Here is a 21,867-nt window from a genome sequence, read left to right as displayed (position 1 = left end):
ACCTAGGGATGAAGCTGCGATGGAGCGAGCTCACCCGAGCCAACTGCATTACCCAGAAAGTCCTTCGGCTACGATTTGCGCGACTGAAGCCGGTGCCGTGCTGATGAAATAGTGACCACCAGGGATACTATGAATATGCACATCGTGGGATAATCCGCCCCAGATTTCAGAATGTTGCATATGTCCTTCAGTCAGGGGATCGTCATCTCCCATCAGAATCACGAGTGCCGTGGATAATGGAAGCCGTGGGTAACTCAGGATCCGCGAAAGATGCTCGCGCACGAGCCTGCTGTCTCGCTGAAAATCCGCCACCATGATCTGCCAGTCGGCGGCATTGCCACTTTCCTCGGTTCCGCCCAGCACTGCGACGAACTCGACGATCTCCTGCGCCGTCTCACGCGGCTTCTTGAAGGGCGTGGGCACGCCTGGAGGCATGGCTGCCGCCAGGTAAAGCCTGCGAACACTGCGGCCACGCTGTTCCAACAGATAGGCCAGCGCGGTGGCCAAGGCCGTGCCAGCGCAATGTCCGTACAAGGCAAGGCTGGCAATTTCGTGCTCTGATAACTCATGCAGACACTGCTCCGCGATACTCTCGAGCGTGATGCGGGAATCCACGCACTCCTGCGGCGATGGCATGCAGACCACGGCAAGTGCCACGTCATCCGGCAAGTATTTCGTGAGACCGATGAAGATGATTGGACTGCCGCCTGCATAGGGTACGCAGAGCAGCGTGATCCGAGGGTTCCCACCCGCCCTGGGTGGGAAGCGAAAGATCCGTGACTCCACCGGTCGATCCTCTTGGGCTAAGAGATCGGCCTGTCGGCGTATGGTGCTGTAGCGCATAAACTCGACTAACGACAGTTTGCGCGGAATCTTGTTCACGATGAGCGCCGCCTGCAAAGACGTGCCACCCAGATCGAAAAAATCGTGATCAATACCAAAACCTTCTATACCGAGCGCAGATGCCCAGAGCGTATGCAACGTACGCTCCATGATGGTTTTTGGCTCGACCCATGCGACTTCTTCCATCGAGTCGGCACCAGGAGCAGGCAGCCCGGTGCGCAATACTTTGCCGTTTGGCGACAATGGCAGTCGATCTAGAAGCATATGCTGACGAGGGACCATGTAGGCTGGCAATCGTTCGAATAGTCTGCTGCGTATCTGTTCCCAATCGAATCCGCCCTCTTGTGCAACGATGTAGCTGACCAATCTCGGCGGGGCATCCGTAGGGCGATACAGCGTCGTCACGCAGGCTTTCACTTCCTCGAAGGTCGAAAGCGTCGAGTCGATTTCACCCAGTTCGATGCGAACGCCGTTGATCTTCACTTGGAAGTCTGCACGTCCCAATAGCTCCAGAGTTCCCGCGTTGGTCCAGCGTGCGATGTCGCCGGTACGGTATATCCGCTCTCCAGGGGTGCGAGCGTAGGGATTTGGCACGAACCTTGTCGCCGTCAGACCAGGCCGACGGAAATAGCCCCACCCAACACCGACGCCGCCTAGGTAAAGCTCGCCGGCCACGCCCACGGGAGCCAGATGCATCCGTTCGTCCAGCACGAAAGCCGTTTGATTGGCCATGGCGACGCCGTACGGAATGCTATTCCAGTCCGGGTTACGCTCCCCCACGATGTGGATGGTCGAATCCATCGAAACCTCGGTGGCACCGCCCAGGCTGACCACAGTGACCCGCGGCCCGGCGTAGCGTCGTAGATCGTCAGGCATGGAAAGCGGAATCCAGTCCCCTCCCAGTAGCGCGAGCCTCAAGGAAGGAGCGTGCTCGATACGGCCCTGCAGGAACTGTTCTAGTAATTTGTCGAGCAACGCGGGCGGGGAGTGCCAGATGGTCACCTTGCACTCGCAGATGAGCACAGCCCAATCATGCGGATCGGTCCTTGATGCCAGTACGATCGAGCCACCGGACATTAGGGTGCCGAACACATCGTAGGCACACATGTCGAAGCTGAGAGACGCGACCGCCAATAAGTGGTCACCTGGACCAATGCTGAAGCGCTGATTAAAGTCGTGGAAATTGTTCAGACGCCCGCGTTGGTCCAGCATCACTCCCTTGGGCACCCCCGTGGATCCGGACGTATAGATCAGATAGAAGAGATCTTCTGGCGATGCTTCGGTTTCGAGGTTCGTCGCCGGGTATGCAACGAGCTTATCCGCCGCCTGATCCACACAAAGCAGATCGACGGAACTTCCGCAGTCCTCGAATTTATGAGATTGACTGCTTTGCGTGACCACAAGGCGCGCTTGCGAATCGGATACGATGAAGCGCGTCCGATCCAACGGATAGTTCGTATCGATCGGCACATAGGCCGCTCCGCACTTCACGATGGCCACAAGGGCGACCACCATCGAGGGTGTACGTTCAAGGCAAATACCAACGACATCGCCTCGGCGAATGCCCAGTTCCTGCAATCGTCGCGCAAGTCTGTTGGCGTCCCTGTTCAAATCCCCATAGGACAGCACCGTATCATCGGTCTCGACAGCGGGGGCATCCGGTTGCTCGGCTACCCAGTCTTCGATCAGTCGTTGCACACAACGCTCGGCGGGGAAAGCGGAAGGCGTGCAATTGAGGTCGAGGATGGCGTCAACCTGGACGGGAGGCAGGAACGATAGATCGTCGATCAGTGCCTCTGGCTGTTTCAAAAGCACGCTCAGCACATGGACAAATTGTTCGCACAAGCGCTTTGCCGTCGAGTCATCGAAGAGGTCGACGCTGTACTCCAGTCTGCCCTGGATTTCGTGGTCTATGGGGTTCAAGCGCAATAGCAGGTCATACTGCGCAATCAATTTGTCGGCCATCAATTGCCGCATCTGTAGACCCGATAACGAGTAGTCGTCCTGACCCTCGTTGTGGTAGACGATCATGACTTGCGCCAGCGGGTTGTAGCTCAAGTCACGCTCGGGAGACATGGCCGTCACCAGGCGTTCGAAGGGCAGGTCCTGATGAGCGAAGGCATCGGAAGAGGCTTCACTGACTTGGCGTACTAGATCCCCGCAAGTGAGGGATTTCGAGAATCTCGCGCGAAGCAGCAGAACGTTGACGAAGCAACCCAGCAGGTTCTCGATTTCCTTGTGATTTCGTGTCGCAATGCCATTCCCCAGAATGATGTCTGGTTGCCGGGTCAATCGATGCAACATGATGAACAAGGCCGATGCCATGACGACAAAGGTAGTGACCCCCATTCGCCGGGCGAAATCATTGAGCTCGGAAGCCACCTGGCTGTCCAGCATAAAGTAGCTCGTTTTGCCACGAAAACTCTGGACGGGGGGCCGAGGGCGATCGGTTGGCAGTGCAAGAAAGGTGGGAGCGTCTAGAAGGTTTCGCACCCACCACTTGAGTTCCTCGTTCAGCTTCTGCTCCGTGTCCCTCGAACGCTGCCACCTGGCATAGTCTGCGTACTGAATGGCCAGGGGCAGAGGGGGTGTTCCTTGACCAGTATTGGCCGCATACCATGCAGCCAGCTCTCTCAGGAAGATCGTTCGGGAAACGCCGTCAAATACAATGTGGTGAACAAGTACGACAAGCCGCCAGCATTGTTCGTCGAGCTTTATCAGGCTTGCATGAAAAATCGGCCCATCCGATAGATTCATCGGGGTCCGCACAGCTTTTTCCGTCGATGCCCGTGCTACTTGATGACGCTCTTCGAAGGGTAGATATGTCAAGTCCTCGATTGGCAATGGTATGGCGTGAAACGGTATCGTTATCTGGGAAGGCTCGCCATCAATGATACGAAAAACCGTGCGAAGAATGTCATGGCGCTCTACTATTTGATTAATAGCCTGGTTCAACGTGGATGTCTGGAGGTCGCCATTGATTTCGACGACTATGGGTGTGTTGTAGAGTGCGCTGTTGGGATGCAGTTGTTCGTGATACCAAAGACGCCATTGGACAAATGACAACGGCGCACTCCCGTCGTCGTTAGATCGTGGAATGGTCTTGTGGTTTTTGGTTGCAAGACCTCGCTTTTGCAGGAGGCTAAGAGCCAACTGTTGTCTCTCTTGAGACATAAAAAGTTTTTCCATAGACGACCTCATTCCGGGAAATTGGCTTCATGAGCCTTCAAGGAGGATGAGCCTGGCTGCATGTCGAGCCACGCGGAATCGATGTATTCCAGGCAATCGGTCAACGGCCCGCTCATATTCAACCGACTCCAGCCGTTTGGGATCTGGAAATCCATAGGCCAGACTGAGTACTGCCCGATTTGATTCACGACCACGGAAAAATTCGTTTCAGGATCTTCAAAAATAGATAACATCGCCTTGCCCCCACGGTTAACTTAGATTTAGCGCTGCCCTGCCTCGTCCGTGTTGGTCGGTGAAGTAAATTCTGCGTCGGGCATCTCGATCACTTCACGTATTACCGCTGCAATCTCTTCGATCCTTACTTCGCTTTTTTGTGCGACTGCGATCAAGGCTTTTGCTATTTTTAAAATGGTTGGATTTTCGAAATGAACATTGATCGGAACCTCGATTTGCAAAAGTGCCTTGATTTCTGAGTTGATGCGCACGGCCAACAGAGAATGACCACCCAGATCGAAGAAATTTTCCTCCAACCCAACGTGATCGAGGTCCAGCATTTCACACCATATGGCTTGAATGATGAACTCGACGTCAGTGGCGGGGCGCTGCGAAGATGCTCCAACAGCGATAGTCTCGGTTTCGTGCTCGACCCCTTTGACAGGATTTTCAACCAATTGCCTTACTTCCCACATCGCTTCCAGTGTCGAACTTCGGGCATCCCGCATATCATTCGCATGCTGGCTGAGCTGCACGACGGTCACGGCTGAGAGATTTGACTTGACTAAGCTCCCCAGTCCGTTCTGTGGGCCGATGTCGATAAACAACGGATTCGTTTCCCGCGTCATCTCGCGCACGGCCTCTTCGAATCGGACGGGATTACGTGTGTGGTTGCACCAGTAGGACGCATCGACGACCCTATCTAGCGGTTGCCAGCACGCGGTGAAGGTCGACATCCAGGGAATTTTCGGCGCCCGCAGTGACAGCTCTTTTAGGAAGGCTTCAAATCTTGGCAATATAGGCTCGATTAAACTGCTATGTGAGGCGACATTGAAACGGATTCGACGAAATGATATGGCTTCCGCTTCCAGACATTGCGCCAACTCATTGATCGTCTTGAGCGGGCCTGCGACACCAAAGGATTTGGGACCGTTGAGTGCGGATACAGCCACTTCCCTGGGTAAGTAATGGGCGACTTCCGCATAAGGCTCAGCGATCAATAGCATGGCGCCGGGCACTTCCAAGCTCTCCATCAGCGTGCCGCGCAGGTATACCAGCTTCAGCGCATCCGCAAGCGTCAGAGCGTCTGCCGCGACCGCCGCTGCATATTCGCCCATGCTGTATCCCAGGACTTCATCCGGGAAGATGTTCTCACTCGCAAGCAATTGCAATATTGCATACTGATAGACGAATATGCAGACATTGCCGCGACTTGGCGCGTGCAGCGTCACTGAGATGTTCTTGTCATTCGTCGGCGCGAGGAATACATCGCGAACGTCGAACGCACACAAACTATCTAGAATTAATCGGCAGCTTTCGACGGCATTTCTGAATGCGGGCTCATGCAAATACAATTCACGGCCCATGCCGGGGTACTGGACGCCACTGCCGGCAAACAGAAACACGAGGCGTCGCCTAGCGCTGTTCCTTCCTTCAACTGATGATTGCTGTGTGAGTTGCGTGTTCGGAACCGGCCAAAATTCCGGTTTGCGACCCAAGGCAAAATGAACATCCTTCATGTTTCCACCCTCACCAGTATTTGCTGCAATGCTGGCGCACCACCGGCATTGAGGCAACCGGTTTCAGAAAATAGCGCATGACAAGTTATTAATAGATTGGGTGTAAGTCTGTTTCAAGTTAGGTTAAACCCTTGACTCAACCCGCTTGCTAGAAATGTCCTTGTAAAATCCCAGAAAAATCCTATTAAAATCCCGGGAAAGTTTTAAATTTGGGATAAAAATTAATCGCATCAGCGATGATGATTCTGAGTTTTGGAGGTCTTGCGAGCCGTCTCTGGTAGGTGACAGGTGGCATGGCGCTAGCCGCAAATGACTCGAGCCGTCCGACTATGGCATTCGCCTTGGTCACCTACAGTGCAATCGTTGTGGACCGATGGCGACAACGCGCCTGCTACTTTCGCCCGTTGCGGATCCTGTACGCCGCGGCCGCACGCTGTCCGGCACTTCCAGGCCATCACGATGTTGGCCGGCAAGTGGCGGACATTCTGTGAGTCGATCGGGGTTGTTCTACGTAATGCGTGGTCAGTACTTCGAGCTGTGCGTGTTCCACCAGTTGAGGCAGGGGGATGAATTCCGGCGGCCTCTACGTCGAAGGCAGCGATTCGCTTTGATGACTTCCGCGTGCATCAGATTTCGCCGAAGGAATCCCAGTAGGAGGCCGCGTATCTCCCTGGCGACGGTATCGATCAGGCTCGCCAAAATGACGCCGTCGACCATCGTTCAGTGGACGTCTCGCTCGGTCAAGGAACTGCATGAGAAGGGACATCCCGTTGATGCCGAGGTGCTGGAGGCGCTCTGCCTCACCGGCGCGAGCAAATCAACCGGCTGGGGGACCATCTGGTGGACCTCCAAAGATGGGATCGGCCACTCGATCCGACGATCGACTTCCTATTCAAATCAGCGGCTTAGCGGAGATGTGGCAGATCTTTACGAATAGCGGCCAACCCTACTGAGGGCTGAGGCCGCCACCGCTTTCATCCCGAGCCGTTGGAAGGGCCGGCCGCCTATGCCGCCCCGGACTTGCCGCCCGGCCCCTCGCTGCGCCGGGGACCGCCACGCGCAGGCCGCCGTGCCGGAGCGCGCCTGAACTGCTGCACCAGCCTGCGTGTCACCGCAGCCTCCGCCTCCGCCTTCTCGACGCGCCGCACGATGGCATCCAGCGCCTGCCGGGCGGCGGCCAGTTCTCCATCCAGCCGGCTGCGCTCCTGCTCTGCCGCGCGGCAGCGGTCGTTGAGTTGCTGCGTCTCGGCCGCGTGGCGCGCTGTTGCGTCCTCGTGACGGGCCTGGATTTCGCGCATCGACGCCTGTGCGGCCAGCAGCTCCCCGCGCTGCGCCTCGAGCTGCCGCTCGGCCTTCTGCCGCAGGGTCCGCTCCTGGTCGACTTCGCGCAGCGCGCGCCGCTCGCTCGCGGCCATGCGTTCTTCGGCCACCACCAGTTGCTGCCTGACGCTTTCCAGGTCCGCCGAGAAGCGCTCACGCCCTTCCGCGAGCTGGCGCTCCCCGGCCTGCACTTGCGCGCGGGCCTCCTGCAAGCGGGCCTCAGTGGCGGCATGCACCTCGCGTTCACGCGCCGCGGCCTCCTGCGCTTCGGCCAGAGCGCGCCGCGTCTGTGCCAGCTCCGCCCGCACCGTGGCGGCCTCTGCGCGCGCGGCTTCGCCGAAAGCCTCGGCCTGCTGCAACCGTGCCCTGGCGGCTTCCACCTGCTGTCGGGCCGCTTCCTGTTGCGTGGCGAGTTGCCCCGCTGCCGTCGCGGTGGCCGCTTCCCAGATCCCGAAGATGGATTCGGCGGCCAATTGCCTGAGCGGCTCGGGCAGCCCGGGGTGCTCGATCCGGACGCGGCTCTTGTCGCGCAGTTCCTGCCAGAACTGCTGCAGCACTTCCGCCGGCGTCCCCATGCTGCCTTTGCGCACCAGGCCGTAGAGCTTGTTGGCGGTGGGCGTGACCCCGTAGCGGAAGAACAGCAGGCCGCAAACCTCGCGGTAGAGCGTGCGAGTCTCGGGGAAGCGTTCGCGCAGCGCGGCAATATCGGCCTGCAGCGCTTGCTGGGAAAGCAGGATTTCGGGGTCAGCGGACATCTGGATGGCTCGTGGCGGTGCGTATTCCAAAATATTACTACGTAATACGTAATAAAACTTGAATCACAACACAAAGTTTAGACATAATTGTGCTTATGTCTAGATTTGAGACCGCAATGACGGATCGGCATATGGAAGATGGTGAGATGGCGGCAAGCCCGTCCATCGCGGGAATGCCCAGGCTTGCTCTCGCACCCACCCTGCCCGCGCTACCCATCGAACGACTGCACCTGCCTGATGCCTTGTCCGGCAAGCTCGGCAGCAACCGGGTCCGGGGCGGCCGCTCGCGCATCGCCGCCAATGACGACCTGAGCGCCGTCACCGCATGGCTGGCGCGCTATGCCGACACGCCCGCCACGCTGCAGACCTACCGCCGCGAGGCAGAACGACTGCTGCTGTGGGCCGCGCTGCAGTGCGGCAAGCCGCTGTCTTCGCTGGGCCACGAAGACCTGCTCGCCTACCAGCGCTTCCTGGCCGATCCGCAGCCAGCCTGGCGCTGGGTGATGGCCTCGCGCAAGAAGCTGGCCCGTCACGATCCGCAGTGGCGGCCCTTTGCCGGGCCGTTGTCGGCCAGCAGCACGCGGCACGCCATGGTCGTGCTGAACGCGCTGTTTTCCTGGCTGGTGGAAGCCGGCTACCTGGCCGGCAATCCGCTTGCGCTGGCGCGCCGGCGCCGGCCCGCGCAGGCGCCGCGCATCACGCGCTACCTCAGCCACGAACTGTGGGACGCGGTCAAGGAGGCGATCGAAGACATGCCGCGCGATACCGAACGCGCCGGCCTGCACGCGGCCCGCTGCCGCTGGCTCGTGTCCCTGCTCTACCTGGGCGGGTTGCGGGCGGCCGAGGCCACCGGCACACGGATGGATGCCTTCTTCTGCCGCCGCGATGCCACTGGTATCGAGCGCTGGTGGCTGGAGGTCACCGGCAAGGGTGCGCGGACGCGGCTGGTGCCGGCCACCGGTGAACTGATGGATGAACTGGCACGCTACCGGCTGGCCAACGGCCTGCCGGCGCTGCCGGTGCCGGGCGACGAGCGCCCGCTGGTGCTACCGGTGATCGGCCAGGACCGCCCGCTGTCGCGCGGGGCGCTGCACCTGATCCTGAAGGAGATCTTCCGCGCCGCCGCCACGCGCCTGCGCGCGCGGGGACCGGAATGGGAAGCGCGTGCCGACCTGCTGGCAGGCGCCTCGGCACACTGGCTGCGGCACACGGCCGGCTCTCATATGAGCGACCGGCAAGTCGATCTGCGCTTCGTCCGCGACAACCTCGGCCATACCTCGATCGCCGTGACCAACGCCTACCTGCACACGGAGGACGACGCACGCCACGAGGCGACCGAGCAACGTCACCGCATCGGTTGGCGGTGATATGAGCTGCGACAGACGCCGGGCCGGCGTGGTCCTGCGGAGGTCTTCCTTTGAGGTCTTCCCATCCTGCATGCCGTCACAGCCAAGGTGCGGCCGTGCAATGAACCGCTCGCCCTGCTTGAAGCGATAAAATCAATGAACAATTTCACAATAGCAAGCGAGCGCTAGAGGCGCCTTTGCGCTTTACGCTAAGTTGCTCACCGAGCTTGCATTGCCGGATGTCGCCGCGTTTCCGAGGCGAGGCACACCTTGTCCTGTTGCCGGCTGCCGGTCCTCGATAACGTATTCTGAGAGGCCTTAGCCAAGGTGCCTGCCGACGCGGACCAGGACGCCAAGGTACGGGTCCCGCCGTCAGGCGCCATGCTGGCTTACCATGTGGCTGCCAATCATGATTCGCCTTGTGGCAGGAAAACCGCACCGACTACCGCCCATCGAGCGACAGTGTGACGATTGCACCAGTGGCCGCCGCAATGGCGGCAACGGTGCCCATGCATTGCCACGGATTCTCGTGGACGTAGTGATCGGTAGTATCAGCCCATCTGGAAACGCGCTCCAGACCCGCCTCGCGTAGCGAGTCCAGCCGCATCCGGAGCTCGCGTAGTCTGGTGCCGACATCCGTGCCCGTTTGCTCAGCCTCCGTGCCGGCTTCATTCGCGACGTCCCGCAGCAGCGCGCGCACGTCCGCGATCAGTGTATCGACGTCGCGCGTCAGTGCGTCCCTATGCATCAAATGATTGGCCTGGATGTCGTTCATCTTGCTCTCCTGTTTAGCCTTTCGGCGGATTTCATCACAGTCTCCTTATCGTATTGGGCTAACGAATCGCGAATGTGCAGTCGCTCCACATCCGCGCCCCTTGGCCTCTAAGACAGACCACCCTCACGCATCGAATTAAAGCTAAGCCGCAGTTGGGTTGGAGATGGATATGGGCTTACGTTCCAACACGTCTGCCCGTAACACCTTTACTCCGTGACACACTTGTCCCCTTCGCAGCGATGCAATCAGTGAGCGGTAAATGCTGCCCGCAGACCCGCAGCGCCGACATCGCGATGAATTCGTCTGCGTGCCCCGATACTGCGCTCCTTTGACTCAATTGCATTCGCTTCACATTTACCCCACCTTCGGCATGCAAGTGAAGCCTTCTCGATGCGACTGCATCAATAGAGTTTTCATTTTGATCTTAGAAGAGGGCGACTCACGTCCCTGTGAGCATTTGTAAGTTGGCCTGGATATTGGAGCCAGTGGCAAAAGTTTCCACCGTATCGACCAAAGTGAGTTTGTATCCAGTGCAACCGGTCGTCGCCGAGTGGGGCAACGGTCATCCCCCAATCAATCCCATCACTGCCGTGACCACGGCGACGATCAGGAAGATAAAGAACAGGATCTTCGCGATTTCCAGCGCGCTGGCAGCAATGCCCCCAAAGCCCAAGACCGCGGCGATCAGGGCGATGATAAAAAATATGAGTGCATAGTGCAGCATGACCAATCTCCCTGGAATGTGTTCGCAACGGAACGTATGCGTTCGAAGCAGGACGCCGTAAGTGGTCCCTACTTTGCGAGTTCCCGCCACTGACCACCCAGATCTCATAAGATCATGTTAGAAAGCAAAACCGCCCGCAGGCACCGACGGCCTACTGAAGCCCCTGTCAGCCGATTTTTACGGTAACGGCTGCCCGTGGAGCCGCAATAGCGGCAGCACAGCAGCACGCCGGTGCGCGGTACCCCTCAGCATCACAACGCCACCCTTCCTCTTGACGTGAATGCCGGTCGACTCTAGGGATCTTGGGTGATCAGCAGAACTGGCGTGAGCACTATCCAGACGACTACGTTGCCGAGCACCGGCATGGATTGGCTCCTGTGGGAGGCGTGCGCCCGCCGCCCGGATCGAGCCAGTAGGTACCAGTCTGTTGAACTTGCAGGTCTCATCCGGGATTTCCAGCTCCGATAGGCCCGCGCATACCACCTCGGCCTCGATTGCGTTAAGCGTACGCGACAGCGTGCCCGGGTCGCCGCCGCCCAAGTGCGCGCCGCTTGCGCACTGAGACCGCGCGCCGGAAGCGCGTCGCGGGGGGCGGCTCCGCGTCTCCAGCCTCGGCCAGCACGGTGGCGCGGAACTCGAGCTGGTAACGCGTGGTGGCCGCCAGCTCTCCCCGGCTGCTGCAACGACTGACTGCGCAGATGAACAAGTACGGTCAATACGGGTCGGTGTCCTGAGGACCTGACGCGGACTTCCTATCTGGCACGCGCGACGTCAACCCACGCGCTGCGCCTGCGTCCAGGCGAGGTCAGCCACCCGCGCAAACCGCTCGCCCATGGCGTGCGCGTCGGCGCTGGATGCCGTGCCGCGCGCCGCCCGGCCCTTGATGCCATGGAGGATCGCAGCGAAGCGGAACATGTTGAAGGCGATATAGAAGTCCAGGTTGCCGATACCGGCGCGGCCGGTTCGGCGGCAATAGGCATCGACATACACGGCCTCGTCCGGCAATCCCGCTGCCGCCAGATCCCGCCCTGCGATGCCACCCAGGATATCGGGCGGCATGCGGAACATCATCGCGTGGTAGGCAAAGTCGGCAAGCGGATCGCCCAATGTCGACAGTTCCCAGTCCAGCACGGCCAGCACCCGCGCTTCGGTGGGGTGGAAGATCACGTTGTCAGCCCGGAAGTCGCCGTGGGTGATGGCAACCTCATCGGCGGAGGGCAGATGCCGTGGCAACCAGTCGACCAGCCGGTCCATCGACGGATGCCGGCCGGCCAGCTCGTCGCTCAGGTACTGCCCCGACCAGCGCGCCACCTGACGAGCGACATAGCCGCCCGCCTTGCCGTAATCGCCCAGGCCGATCGCCGCGGGATCGATCGTATGCAGCCTGGCCAGCGTCGCGTTCATCGCGTCCATGTAGGCCGCGCGCTCGTCATGTGCCACATCGGAGAAACTGGCATCCCAGAAGATCCGCCCCTCGACGAGGTCCATGACGAAGAACCAGCTGCCGATCACAGAGTCATCGGTACAAAGCCCATGAATCCGGGGTACGGGAAATCCCACCCGCCCCAGCGCCGCCATCACCCGTGCTTCGCGTTCCACGGCATGGGCGCCCTTGAGCAGCTCGCCAGGAGGCTTTCGCCGCAGCACATAGCTGCGTCCGGGCGTATGCAAGCGATAGGTGGGATTGGACTGGCCGCCCTTGAACTGGTCGATCGTCAACGGTCCGGCATATCCCTCCACGTTCTGCGCCATCCAGCGCTCCAGGGCCGCCTGGTCGAACCGGTGCTGCTCGCGCACCGGCACCGTACCGGCGAAGTCGTGTCCGCTAGCCATGGCTCGCCTCGTTGTTCAGGGTCCAGCGCCTGTTCACCTTCGCCAGAGACAAGGGGTTGGGGGCGAGGTTGGGGGCGGGGTTGGAGTCGCTAAGGCCTTGCTTCATTGCCATCTCTCCCTTCAGGTCTTGCGGCGCCGCTCAGGCGGCCTTGACCATGTCTTCGACCACCTTCTTGGCGTCGCCGAACACCATCATGGTCTTGTCCATATAGAACAGTTCGTTGTCCAGGCCGGCATAGCCGGAGGCCATCGAACGCTTGTTGACGATGATGGTCTTGGCCTTGTAGGCCTCCAGGATCGGCATGCCGGCGATCGGCGATTTCGGATCGGTCTTGGCCGCCGGGTTCACCACGTCGTTGGCGCCCAGCACCAGCACCACATCGGCCTGGCCGAACTCGCTGTTGATGTCTTCCATCTCGAAGACCTGGTCGTAGGGTACCTCCGCCTCGGCCAGCAGCACGTTCATGTGGCCCGGCATGCGGCCGGCCACCGGGTGGATCGCATACTTCACGGTCACGCCCTTCTCGGTGAGCTTCTCGGTCAGTTCCTTGAGCGCATGCTGGGCGCGCGCCACGGCCAGGCCGTAGCCCGGCACGATGACCACGGTCTCGGCATTGCCCATTACGAACGCGGCGTCATCGGCGGAGCCGGACTTCACGTTGCGCTGGGCCTGCGCGCCTGTGACGCCGGCAGAGGCAGTATCCCCGCCGAAGCCGCCCAGGATCACGTTGAAGAAGGAGCGGTTCATCGCGCGGCACATGATGTACGAGAGGATGGCGCCGCTGGAACCCACCAGCGAGCCGGCGATGATCAGCATCGGATTGTTCAACGAGAAGCCGATGCCTGCCGCCGCCCAGCCCGAGTAGGAGTTCAGCATCGACACCACCACCGGCATGTCGGCGCCACCGATGGGGATGATGATCAGCACGCCCAGCACGAAGGCAATCGCCAGCATGACCAGGAACGGCAGCCAGGCCTGGGTCAGGAAGAAGGCAATGCCAAAACCGATCATGGCGACGGCCAGCAGCAGGTTCAGCAGGTGCTGGCCCGCAAACGCCACTGGCGCGCCCTGGAACAGGCGGAACTTGTAGCGCCCGGCCAGCTTCCCGAAGGCGATCACGGAACCGGAGAAGGTGATGGCACCGACGAAGCAGCCGATAAACAGCTCGACCCGGTTGCCCAGCGGGATCTCGTGCGAGCCCGCCGGCGCGATGCCGAAGGCGGCCGGCTCGGCCACCGCCGCCACCGCGATAAAGACCGCGGCCAGGCCGATCAGCGAGTGCATTGCCGCCACCAGTTCTGGCATCTTGGTCATCTCGACCTTCTTCGCCACGTAGGCGCCGATACCGCCGCCGACCACCAGCGCGGCCAGGATCAGCGCCACTCCGGTGCCGACTGACGACTGCACCGCGCCGGCGGCCAGGAACTCGCTCTTGAGCTTGGCGATCAGCGCCACGGTGGTGAGCGCCGCGAGCGCCATGCCGATGATGCCGAAGGCATTGCCCTTGCGCGCCGAAGCCGGGTGCGACAGGCCCTTGAGCGCCTGGATGAAGCAGACCGAGGCGCCCAGGTAGGCCAGGGTCACTGTGTTCATGGACAGACCGTTCATTGCGGACCTCCGACCAGAACGCCGTCAATGGGACCTTCAGCGGGCGCCTGCGCCTTGGCCGCAGGCGCAGCCTTCGGCGCCTTCTTCCTGAACATCTCCAGCATGCGCTGGGTGACCAGGAAGCCGCCGAACACGTTCACGGCCGCCAGCGCCACGGCCAGCGTACCCATCGCGCGTCCGACACCGCCTTCGGTCAGGCCGGCGGCCAGCATGGCGCCGACGATGATGATGGCCGAGATCGCATTGGTCACCGCCATCAGCGGGGTGTGCAGCGCAGGGGTTACCGTCCAGACCACGTGGTAGCCCACGTAGATCGCCAGCACGAAGATGATCAGGTTGATCACCGTGTGGTTCACCATTTCCATGGTTGTCTCCTTGATTGCCGTGTCTGATTGCCGTGTCAACCGGCCTTGGCCAGTTCTTCGCGCCGTGTCATCAGGCACGCCACGACAATGTCGTCTTCCTGGTCGATCACGAGCTTGCCTTCCTTGTCGATGACCAGCTTGAGGAAATCCAGCACATTGCGCGCGTAGAGCGCCGAGGCGTCCGCCGCCACCATGCTGGCCAGGTTGGTGTGGCCGACCAGGGTCACGCCATGGCGCTCGACCACCTCGTCGGCCACCGTCAGCGGGCAGTTGCCGCCCTGCGCGGCCGCCAGGTCCACCACCACCGAGCCCGGCTTCATCTGCTGCACGGTGGCTTCGGACAGCAGCACCGGCGCCTTGCGGCCCGGAATCAACGCGGTGGTGATGACGATGTCGGCCTGAATGGCGCGCTGGTGCACGAGTTCGGCCTGCCGCTTCATCCAGTCCGGCGGCATCGGCCGCGCATAGCCGCCCACGCCCTGGGCAATCTCGCGCTCCTCGTCGGTCAGGAACGGCACATCCAGGAACTTGGCGCCCAGCGATTCGATCTGTTCCTTGACCGCGGGGCGCACGTCAGAGGCTTCGATCACCGCGCCCAACCGCTTGGCGGTGGCGATGGCCTGCAGGCCCGCCACGCCGGCGCCGAGGATCAGTATGCGTGCCGCCTTCACGGTGCCAGCCGCCGTCATCAGCATCGGCATGAAGCGCTGGTAGTGGTGCGCGGCCTCCAGCACGGCCTTGTAGCCTGCGATATTGGCCTGCGAGGAAAGCACGTCCATGCTCTGCGCCCGCGTGGTGCGCGGCGCGGCTTCGAGCGCGAAGGCGATGATGCCGGCCGCCGTCATGCGCGCGTTGTTCTCGGCGTCAAAAGGATTGAGCATGCCGACCAGGACCGCGCCCGGTTTCATCAGCGCGAGTTCGGCAGCATCCGGTGCGCGCACCTTCAGCACCAGCGCGGCGCCCAGCGCTTCGGCGGCGGTGCCGATCCGTGCGCCCGCTGCCTCATAGGCGGCATCGGGCTGGCTGGCGCGCACGCCGGCACCGGCCTGCACGAGCACCTGGTGGCCCTGCGCCACATACTTCTTGACGGTCTCCGGCGTAGCGGCGACACGCGCCTCCCCCGCCCGAGTCTCAGTCGGGATCCCTATCTGCATTGTTCAGTCTCCTTTGAACCCTCGCGCCTTGCGCTGCCGGCGCACCGGGCGCCCCATGCTCCGCCTGGGCGGGGATGCGGTGCCAGTGCCATGGTGTTGCCGCTTAGCAGGGCACTTCGCCTTCCAGCGTCACGCGGTTCAGCACGCGCTCGGCGGTGCCATAGTCATGCACGGCGTAGTGCATGGTGCAGCGGTTGTCCCACATCAGGACATCGCCTTCCTGCCACATGTGGCGGTATACGTTGTCGGGCGTGGTCGAGTGCTCGTACAGGAAGTCGAGCAGCGGCCGGCTTTCGGCTTCGGTCATGCCCTCGATGCATTGCGCGGTGTCCGGATGGCCGACGTACAGCGCCTTGCGGCCGGTCTCAGGGTGCGTGCGTACGATCGGGTGCACTGCTGAAGGCACCTTGTCGGAGCCGGTCATCCTGGCCAGGCGGCCGCCGCTGAAGCGAGCACGCAGGCCCTCGATCATGCGCTGCATGGCCGGCGACAGGCGCTCGTACGACAGGTACTGGTTGCACCACATGGTGTCGCCGCCGACCGGGATCGTGACGGCCGACAGGATCGAGATCTTGGGCGGCACCGCGGTATAGATGGAGTCGGAGTGCCAGGCCTCGGTCGAGGCGGTCTCCTTCGGAATCTTGGTGACCTGGAACAATTCCGGGAACTCCGCCAGCCCTTTGAGCAGGGGGTTGCCCTGCACCGGCGTGCCCCACAGGCGGGCGAAGGCAACCTGGGCAGCCGGCTGCAGGAACTGGCCGCGGAAGACGAGCACGCCGTGCTCGAGGAAGGCCTGGTGCAGGACCTCGAAGGTGGCAGCATTGATCGGCGCGTTCAGGTCGACGCCGGTCACGGATGCGCCGACCGAACCGGTCAGCGGCCTGATTTGAATCGTCATCTTTGTCTCCTCGTGATTGCCCTGGTTTTCAGTCGACGGTCAGCACGATCTTGCCGACGTGCTGATCCTGCTTCATATAGGCATGCGCGGTGTGGATGTCCGTCATGGCAAAGGTGCGGTCGATCGGCAGGCGCACGCGGCCGGCCCGCAGGAAGGGCAGCATGTCGCGCGCGCACGCCTGGATGCACTCCAGGCGCTCCTGCTCGGTGCGGGTGCGGAAGGTCACGCCGATCAGATGCAGGCGCTTGAGCCACAGCTGCGTCAGGTCGATCTGCGCGGTGGCCGAACCGAGGCGCGCGATATTCACCAGGCGTCCCTTGACCGCGAGGCTCTTCATATTCGCCTCGAACACGGGGCCGCCGACGGTATCGATGATGATGTCGACGCCACGGTTGTCGGTGGCGGCCATCACCGCCGCGACCTGGTCGTCCTTCGACGCGTCGATTCCGACGTCGACGCCGTACTGGCTGATCTTGTCCAGCTTGGCCGCCGAGCGCGAGGTGGCGATGACCGGCTTGGCCCCCATCAGCGAGGCAATCTGGATGGCTGCCATGGCCACACCGCCCGACGCGCCGTTGATCAGCACCGATTCCCCGGCCTTGAGCTGGCCGTTGGTCACCAGCGCGTCGTGGGCCGTGATGAACACATTGGGGAAGGCCGCGGCGTCGATCCACGACAGCCCGTCAGGCACCGCGATCAGCGCCATGGGGTCAGAGACCACATACTCGGCCTGGCAGCCTTTGCCATGCCCCATGACCCGGTCACCCTTGCGCCAGCCGCTCACGCCTTCGCCGACCGCTGCGACCTCGCCCGCGAACTCGACACCCGCGGTGATGGTGTTCCCCGTGCGCAGCTCCTTCGCCTGATTGATTTCTCCGCGGTTCAGGCCCGTTGCGTGGACCCTTACCAGCACCTGCCCGGGTCCCGCCACGGGCGCCGGAATATCCTGCACTTCTACCGTGCCGCCTTCCGGGCCCGGAATCACTCGCACTGCTTTCACTGTTGCCTCCTGGTCTGTTGCGATGTCTGTCTGTCGTTCAAGCGCTGGCCAGTGCCGCCGCCCGGATCTGCGAGAGCAGCGCGAGCGCGCGTTCGGCGGCGTGTTCGCCACCCGGATGGTTGCCCCGCACGAACGGCGGGCGCGCATCCTCGATGGCCGCCAGCGCCTGCAGCGGCTTTTCAGCGGCCACGGCCAGCCGCCGGAATTCGTTCACGGTCAAAAGGTAGGTATGGAACACGTCCTGCCGCGAAGGGGTGGTTGCCAGCCGGTGCAGCAATACGTTCAGCCAGTGCGTGCCGGCCAGCATGGCGGCCTCGATCTTCATCTCGTAGTCGGATGCCGTGCACTTCTGCAGCGAAGCCTCGATGCGCCGCGCAATGGCGATGTGCTGGTCAATTTCCATGTGATGCTTCCTTGGTGCGGCGCTCAAGCTGGTCCAGGCAACGGCGCAGCGCGTCGTCGCAGGTCTGCGCAATCTCGGCAGTCGGCGCCAGGCCCTCGCGCAGGCAGGGGTCCCGGTAGTGCTCGATGCGCTCCATCTCTTCCATCATGTCCGCGATATCGGCGGGAACCGGCGCCTCCACCTTGGGGCGGCCCACGTGCAGCACGTCCCCAAGCGACCGGAAGGCCGGCTGCAGCCCGCCGTCCTGCTGCGGCACGAGATAGACACCGGGTTGCGTCGGGAACACATCATCATCCGCAGTGACGCCGGCCTGGTGCAGCGCTGCATTGACCGCGTGCGTGCCGGCAGTCATGCCGGCCCAGAACCACAGCTCAAAGTCCTCGAGAGGATCGAGCCGCGCCCGCAGGGCCTGCAGCTTCGCGATCTTCTCCAGATGGGACACCGCCTTCATGCCAGTTTCTCCTCTCTCATCCGCCGCAACTCGCAGCGCCGTTGTGATGACGATAGACATGGCGTACGGCGATGTCAACAAACTTCTATATAGGACTTTCATGGAAGGAGTAGTGGTTTTCTCTAGGGTTACCTCAATTCATCTTGACTAGTAGCCCGTCGATTCCCTACATTGCATTCAACACCTATACAGGAGTTGATCAAATGCTCAGAGCCATCGTACTCAACCCGGCCGACAACGTGGCCACCCTGCTGGACGCCGGCCGTGCCGGCGAAGCCTGCGAGCTGCAAGGAGAGGCGTCGGGGCAGCTGGTGCTGCTGCAAGACGTGCCGTTCGGGCACAAGGTCTGCATCGCACACACCTCCCAGGGCGCCGACATCCTGAAGTACGGCCAGATCATCGGCCGCGCCAGCCAGCCGGTCAGCGCTGGTGAACACATGCATGTCCACAACATCGAGTCGGCGCGCGCTCGCGGCGACCTGCAAAAGAGGTAAGACAGATGGCAACCACCTTCCTTGGCTACCCGCGTGAGAACGGCACCGTCGGCGTGCGCAACTGGGTCGCGGTGATCTCCGTCATGGATAACTGCAACCCGGTGACGCGCACCATCGCCCGCACCGTGAACGGCTGCATTCCGGTGACCACGCTGTTCGTGCGCGGACAGTTCGGCGCGGATCTCGATTTCGCCTTCGAGTCGCTGGCCGGCCTGGGGCGCAACCCCAATATCGGCGCCGTGCTGCTGGTCGGCCTGGAGCCGTCGTCCACGGAAGAAGTGGCGCGCCGCATCCAGGCCACCGGCAAGCCCGTGGAGCGCGTCCATCTCCAGCCGCACGGCACGGTGCAGTGCATCGCCGACGGCACGCGCAAGGCCGCGCGCCTGTCGCTGGCCGCATCGCGTGCGCGCCGCGTGCCCTGCCCGGTCTCCTCGCTGGTGATTGGCGTGGAATGCGGCGGCTCGGATACCACCTCGGGCCTGAGCTGCAACCCGGCCATCGGCCGCATGGCCGACCTGGTGGTGGCCGAGGGCGGCACCGTCATCATTTCCGAGACCTCCGAATTCATCGGCGCAGACCACCTCTTTGCCGAGCGCGCCACGGACGCCCGCGTGCGCGAGGCCTTCGTCACCGCCGTGCGCAATATGGAGAACCTGGCCATCGCGCGCGGCGTCGACATGCGTGAGGACCAGCCCTCGCCCGACAACAAGCGCGGCGGCCTGACCACGGTGGAAGAAAAGGCGCTGGGCGCCATGGCCAAGGCCGGCAAGAGCCCGCTGGTGGGCGTGCTGCGCTATGGCGAAGCGCCGCAGCAGAAGGGCCTGCATTTCATGGACGCACCGGCCGCGGCAGTGGAAAATCTGACCGCGCTTGCTGCCGGCGGGTGCCAGCTCACCTTCTTCGGTACCGGAGTGGGCAATCCGATCGGCAGCATGGTGGCACCGACGGTCAAGGTATGCGGCAACGTCAATACGCTGCAGACCATGGCCGACAACATCGATTTCGACGTGAGCGGAATCCTGGAGCACGGAGAGAAGATCTCCGATGTCGGCGAGCGGCTGTTTGCCTACGCCATGGACGTGGCGTCCGGCACGCGGCTGACCAGCGAGGTGCTCGATATCCGGGAGACTGCGATCAGTCGCTTCGCACTGAGCCTCTGAGCTCCTGAGCAACCATGACAAAACTTCGCAGCGTCTCCGACGCGATCATCCGTTCCATCGAATCCGGCGCACTGCGCGAAGGCGACCGCCTGCCCTCCGAGGGCGAGCTGGCCACCCTGCACGGCGTGAGCGTGGGCACCATCCAGAAGGCGCTCACCCACCTGACGCACTCCGGACTGATCACGCGCGAACAGGGACGTGGCACCTTTGTCTCGGGCACCCGCGTGGCGCCCGCTGACGTGCGCTACCTGCGCTTCCGCGATGAAGCGGGTAACGAACTGCCGTCCTATGTGCACGCGCGTTCGGTCAAGCGCATCAAGCGCAAGGGGCCGTGGTCGGAGTTTCTTGCCGGCGACGGCTACGTGCGCATCGAACGTGTGATCACGGTCGGCGGCCGCTTTGACCTGTACAGCGAGTTCTGGCTGCGCGAAGAGGACTTCGCCCAGCTGGGTGGCCTGGATCGCGAGGCCCTGGAAAAGAACCTGCGTGAACTGATCGGCCAGCGGCTGTCGCTGCCTACGCTGCGCGTGGACCAGTGGATCCGCTTCGGCCCTGCGCCCGCGGCAGCCGCGCGCGAGCTGGGCCTGGAGCCCGAAGCACCGGCGTTCATCATGGAATTGCGCGGCTACACCTTGCGTGACCAGCCGCTCTACTACCAGTCGGTCTACGCCGCCCCGTTCTCGGAACGGCTGATGATCGTGCGGGAGAAATAGCATGGGTATCCGCTGGAGTCCCCAGGCGCTCGAGCGTTGGACCGCACAGGTCTTCGAATCCTGTGGCGTTGCGCAGGACTGCGCGGCGGAAGCTGCCGCGGTGCTGATGCGCAGCGAGCTGCGCGGCTACAAAACGCATGGCATGACGCGCGTGCCGTCTTACGTCGAGCGCCTGCGCGCGGGTGACTTCAACCCGCACGCGGCCATGACGCACCGCAGCTTTCCCGGTGGCATCGTGCTCGATGCCGATGGCGCCATGGGCCAGGTCGCCGGCCCGCATGCTGTGCGGCTCGGGCTGGAAGCGCTGGAATCGAGCGCCTCCGTGCTGATCGCCGTGCAGTCGTGCGGCCATCTCGGCGCGCTCGGCATCCATGCCCTGCTGGCCGCGGAAGCGGGCGCCTTCTGCATGGTCGGGCAGCGCACGCCGCCGGTGCTGGCCATGGAAGGATTCTCGGGCCCGGCGATCGGGCACAACCCGATCGCCTTCGGCTGCCCCTTGCCGGGTGGCGCCCCGATCGTCTTCGACGTCGCTTGCAGCGTCGCCGCGCGCGGCCACATCCTGCTGGCCGCGCGCGAGGGCAAGCCGATCCCGGCCGGCTGGGCGCTGGACGCCGACGGCGTGCCGACCACGGACGCGCAACGCGCGCTCGGTGGCGCGCTGCTGCCCACCGGCGGGCACAAGGGCATTGGCATCGCCATGATGGTCGAGTGCCTGGCCGGTGCGCTGGCGGCGACGGCTGACGCCCTTGAGCCGCAGCGCAATGATGTCAAGAGCGGCGGCGCGGTCGGCAGGCAGGGCGGCTTTGTCTGGCTGGTCAAACCACAGGCCTTCGCCGGCCAGGACCTCTTTGCCGGCTACATGGCGCAGTGGACCGACACCTATCTTGCCGCGGGCGGCGAAGCGGCACGGCTGCCCGGCCACCGCGGCGATGCCCTCGAGCAGGAAGGCCGCGAGCACGGCATCGCCCTGCCGGACGCCATCGCGCAGGAACTGAGCGCACTCGGCCGGCAGTTGGACATCCCATTCCCGACCCCGGCGCAAAGCGCTGGGGCGAACAGATAACCCGGGTGCCCGGCTGGTACCGACCGCCCCGCCTACAGA

At 62.6% G+C, this 21,867-nt stretch carries 19 protein-coding genes and 2 pseudogenes; 6 read left to right on the top strand and 15 right to left on the bottom strand.

Going from position 1 to position 21,867, the window contains the following annotated elements; all coding sequences use genetic code 11:
• Positions 1 to 48: 48 nt before the first annotated feature.
• The 3 genes from AC1Z3O_RS09295 to AC1Z3O_RS09285 are packed head-to-tail and all read right to left on the bottom strand — an operon-like array spanning position 49 to position 5,765.
• On the bottom strand, positions 49 to 4,032 hold the full coding sequence (locus AC1Z3O_RS09295) for an amino acid adenylation domain-containing protein (protein WP_483515379.1): 3,984 nt from the start codon (positions 4,030 to 4,032) through the stop codon (positions 49 to 51).
• A gap of 8 nt (positions 4,033 to 4,040) precedes the next feature.
• On the bottom strand, positions 4,041 to 4,265 hold the full coding sequence (locus tag AC1Z3O_RS09290; protein ID WP_483515377.1) for an MbtH family protein: 225 nt from the start codon (positions 4,263 to 4,265) through the stop codon (positions 4,041 to 4,043).
• 27 nt (positions 4,266 to 4,292) lie between these two features.
• Complete coding sequence (locus AC1Z3O_RS09285; protein WP_483515376.1) at positions 4,293 to 5,765, bottom strand: acyltransferase domain-containing protein; 1,473 nt, start codon at positions 5,763 to 5,765, stop codon at positions 4,293 to 4,295.
• Between the two features lie 718 nt (positions 5,766 to 6,483).
• Between AC1Z3O_RS09285 and AC1Z3O_RS09280 the strand changes: the two are divergent.
• A pseudogene (locus AC1Z3O_RS09280) lies at positions 6,484 to 6,674 on the top strand (hypothetical protein); the annotation flags it as partial.
• A gap of 95 nt (positions 6,675 to 6,769) precedes the next feature.
• Here the strand turns inward: AC1Z3O_RS09280 and AC1Z3O_RS09275 are convergent.
• Positions 6,770 to 7,840, bottom strand: coding sequence for a DNA-binding protein (locus AC1Z3O_RS09275; RefSeq protein WP_483515375.1), 1,071 nt, complete (start codon positions 7,838 to 7,840; stop codon positions 6,770 to 6,772).
• 173 nt (positions 7,841 to 8,013) lie between these two features.
• Between AC1Z3O_RS09275 and AC1Z3O_RS09270 the strand changes: the two genes are divergently transcribed.
• Positions 8,014 to 9,207: a tyrosine-type recombinase/integrase gene (locus AC1Z3O_RS09270; RefSeq protein ID WP_483517555.1), complete on the top strand. Its 1,194-nt coding sequence runs from the start codon at positions 8,014 to 8,016 to the stop codon at positions 9,205 to 9,207.
• Positions 9,208 to 9,628: 421 nt separating this feature from the next.
• Here the strand turns inward: AC1Z3O_RS09270 and AC1Z3O_RS09265 are convergent, their stop codons facing one another.
• From AC1Z3O_RS09265 to AC1Z3O_RS09215, 11 genes and pseudogenes are all read right to left on the bottom strand, one after another.
• Complete coding sequence (locus AC1Z3O_RS09265) at positions 9,629 to 9,961, bottom strand: ElaB/YgaM/YqjD family protein (protein ID WP_483515373.1); 333 nt, start codon at positions 9,959 to 9,961, stop codon at positions 9,629 to 9,631.
• Positions 9,962 to 10,523: 562 nt separating this feature from the next.
• The gene (locus AC1Z3O_RS09260; protein WP_483515371.1) at positions 10,524 to 10,685 is read right to left on the bottom strand and encodes a DUF1328 domain-containing protein; all 162 of its coding nucleotides are present in this window, start codon (positions 10,683 to 10,685) and stop codon (positions 10,524 to 10,526) included.
• 444 nt (positions 10,686 to 11,129) lie between these two features.
• A pseudogene (locus AC1Z3O_RS09255) lies at positions 11,130 to 11,349 on the bottom strand (DNA-binding protein); the annotation flags it as partial.
• Positions 11,350 to 11,456: 107 nt separating this feature from the next.
• Complete coding sequence (locus AC1Z3O_RS09250) at positions 11,457 to 12,518, bottom strand: phosphotransferase (protein ID WP_483515369.1); 1,062 nt, start codon at positions 12,516 to 12,518, stop codon at positions 11,457 to 11,459.
• Between the two features lie 139 nt (positions 12,519 to 12,657).
• Positions 12,658 to 14,127 (bottom strand): NAD(P)(+) transhydrogenase (Re/Si-specific) subunit beta, encoded by a 1,470-nt coding sequence (locus AC1Z3O_RS09245; protein WP_483515367.1) that lies wholly within the window; start codon positions 14,125 to 14,127, stop codon positions 12,658 to 12,660.
• Positions 14,124 to 14,492 (bottom strand): NAD(P) transhydrogenase subunit alpha part 2, encoded by a 369-nt coding sequence (locus AC1Z3O_RS09240; RefSeq protein WP_483515366.1) that lies wholly within the window; start codon positions 14,490 to 14,492, stop codon positions 14,124 to 14,126. Before AC1Z3O_RS09240 ends, AC1Z3O_RS09245 begins: the two co-directional genes overlap by 4 nt.
• A 35-nt stretch (positions 14,493 to 14,527) precedes the next feature.
• Positions 14,528 to 15,646, bottom strand: a complete 1,119-nt coding sequence (locus AC1Z3O_RS09235) for a Re/Si-specific NAD(P)(+) transhydrogenase subunit alpha (RefSeq protein ID WP_483515364.1) — start codon at positions 15,644 to 15,646, stop codon at positions 14,528 to 14,530.
• A gap of 103 nt (positions 15,647 to 15,749) precedes the next feature.
• Positions 15,750 to 16,544 carry a TauD/TfdA dioxygenase family protein gene (locus tag AC1Z3O_RS09230; RefSeq protein ID WP_483515363.1) on the bottom strand — a complete coding sequence of 265 codons (795 nt, stop codon included), beginning with the start codon at positions 16,542 to 16,544 and terminating at the stop codon, positions 15,750 to 15,752.
• 28 nt (positions 16,545 to 16,572) lie between these two features.
• The gene (locus AC1Z3O_RS09225) at positions 16,573 to 17,544 is read right to left on the bottom strand and encodes a zinc-binding dehydrogenase (protein ID WP_483515361.1); all 972 of its coding nucleotides are present in this window, start codon (positions 17,542 to 17,544) and stop codon (positions 16,573 to 16,575) included.
• Between the two features lie 37 nt (positions 17,545 to 17,581).
• Complete coding sequence (locus AC1Z3O_RS09220) at positions 17,582 to 17,947, bottom strand: hypothetical protein (protein ID WP_483515359.1); 366 nt, start codon at positions 17,945 to 17,947, stop codon at positions 17,582 to 17,584.
• Positions 17,937 to 18,398 (bottom strand): hypothetical protein, encoded by a 462-nt coding sequence (locus AC1Z3O_RS09215; protein ID WP_483515357.1) that lies wholly within the window; start codon positions 18,396 to 18,398, stop codon positions 17,937 to 17,939. Before AC1Z3O_RS09215 ends, AC1Z3O_RS09220 begins: the two co-directional genes overlap by 11 nt.
• A 203-nt stretch (positions 18,399 to 18,601) precedes the next feature.
• Here AC1Z3O_RS09215 and AC1Z3O_RS09210 point away from each other — a divergent pair, with 203 nt between their 5' ends.
• From AC1Z3O_RS09210 to AC1Z3O_RS09195, 4 genes are read left to right on the top strand one after another with little or no spacing between them, the layout of a single operon-like run.
• Positions 18,602 to 18,892, top strand: coding sequence for a UxaA family hydrolase (locus AC1Z3O_RS09210; RefSeq protein WP_483515355.1), 291 nt, complete (start codon positions 18,602 to 18,604; stop codon positions 18,890 to 18,892).
• A gap of 5 nt (positions 18,893 to 18,897) precedes the next feature.
• Positions 18,898 to 20,052, top strand: coding sequence for a UxaA family hydrolase (locus tag AC1Z3O_RS09205; protein WP_483515353.1), 1,155 nt, complete (start codon positions 18,898 to 18,900; stop codon positions 20,050 to 20,052).
• 14 nt (positions 20,053 to 20,066) lie between these two features.
• On the top strand, positions 20,067 to 20,765 hold the full coding sequence (locus AC1Z3O_RS09200; protein ID WP_483515352.1) for a GntR family transcriptional regulator: 699 nt from the start codon (positions 20,067 to 20,069) through the stop codon (positions 20,763 to 20,765).
• Between the two features lies 1 nt (position 20,766).
• Entirely contained in the window at positions 20,767 to 21,828 is a 1,062-nt protein-coding gene (locus tag AC1Z3O_RS09195; protein ID WP_483515350.1) for an Ldh family oxidoreductase, read from the top strand.
• Positions 21,829 to 21,867 lie beyond the last annotated feature (39 nt).

This window comes from Cupriavidus sp. 09_S30, assembly GCF_056930435.1.
The sequence above is the reverse complement of the archived record's forward strand: the minus strand, read 5'-3'. Positions and strand labels throughout refer to the sequence as shown.

Excerpts from the sequence above, each read along its gene's own strand:
- AC1Z3O_RS09220 (WP_483515359.1), bottom strand. The coding sequence starts at position 17,947 with ATGGAAATTGACCAGCACATCGCCATTGCGCGGCGCATCGAGGCTTCG.
- AC1Z3O_RS09265 (WP_483515373.1), bottom strand. The coding sequence starts at position 9,961 with ATGAACGACATCCAGGCCAATCATTTGATGCATAGGGACGCACTGACG.
- AC1Z3O_RS09235 (WP_483515364.1), bottom strand. The coding sequence starts at position 15,646 with ATGCAGATAGGGATCCCGACTGAGACTCGGGCGGGGGAGGCGCGTGTC.
- AC1Z3O_RS09215 (WP_483515357.1), bottom strand. The coding sequence starts at position 18,398 with ATGAAGGCGGTGTCCCATCTGGAGAAGATCGCGAAGCTGCAGGCCCTG.
- AC1Z3O_RS09210 (WP_483515355.1), top strand. The coding sequence starts at position 18,602 with ATGCTCAGAGCCATCGTACTCAACCCGGCCGACAACGTGGCCACCCTG.
- AC1Z3O_RS09245 (WP_483515367.1), bottom strand. The coding sequence starts at position 14,127 with ATGAACGGTCTGTCCATGAACACAGTGACCCTGGCCTACCTGGGCGCC.
- AC1Z3O_RS09285 (WP_483515376.1), bottom strand. The coding sequence starts at position 5,765 with ATGAAGGATGTTCATTTTGCCTTGGGTCGCAAACCGGAATTTTGGCCG.
- AC1Z3O_RS09250 (WP_483515369.1), bottom strand. The coding sequence starts at position 12,518 with ATGGCTAGCGGACACGACTTCGCCGGTACGGTGCCGGTGCGCGAGCAG.
- AC1Z3O_RS09240 (WP_483515366.1), bottom strand. The coding sequence starts at position 14,492 with ATGGAAATGGTGAACCACACGGTGATCAACCTGATCATCTTCGTGCTG.
- AC1Z3O_RS09195 (WP_483515350.1), top strand. The coding sequence starts at position 20,767 with ATGGGTATCCGCTGGAGTCCCCAGGCGCTCGAGCGTTGGACCGCACAG.
- AC1Z3O_RS09290 (WP_483515377.1), bottom strand. The coding sequence starts at position 4,265 with ATGTTATCTATTTTTGAAGATCCTGAAACGAATTTTTCCGTGGTCGTG.
- AC1Z3O_RS09270 (WP_483517555.1), top strand. The coding sequence starts at position 8,014 with ATGCCCAGGCTTGCTCTCGCACCCACCCTGCCCGCGCTACCCATCGAA.
- AC1Z3O_RS09200 (WP_483515352.1), top strand. The coding sequence starts at position 20,067 with ATGACAAAACTTCGCAGCGTCTCCGACGCGATCATCCGTTCCATCGAA.
- AC1Z3O_RS09205 (WP_483515353.1), top strand. The coding sequence starts at position 18,898 with ATGGCAACCACCTTCCTTGGCTACCCGCGTGAGAACGGCACCGTCGGC.
- AC1Z3O_RS09260 (WP_483515371.1), bottom strand. The coding sequence starts at position 10,685 with ATGCTGCACTATGCACTCATATTTTTTATCATCGCCCTGATCGCCGCG.
- AC1Z3O_RS09295 (WP_483515379.1), bottom strand. The coding sequence starts at position 4,032 with ATGGAAAAACTTTTTATGTCTCAAGAGAGACAACAGTTGGCTCTTAGC.
- AC1Z3O_RS09230 (WP_483515363.1), bottom strand. The coding sequence starts at position 16,544 with ATGACGATTCAAATCAGGCCGCTGACCGGTTCGGTCGGCGCATCCGTG.
- AC1Z3O_RS09275 (WP_483515375.1), bottom strand. The coding sequence starts at position 7,840 with ATGTCCGCTGACCCCGAAATCCTGCTTTCCCAGCAAGCGCTGCAGGCC.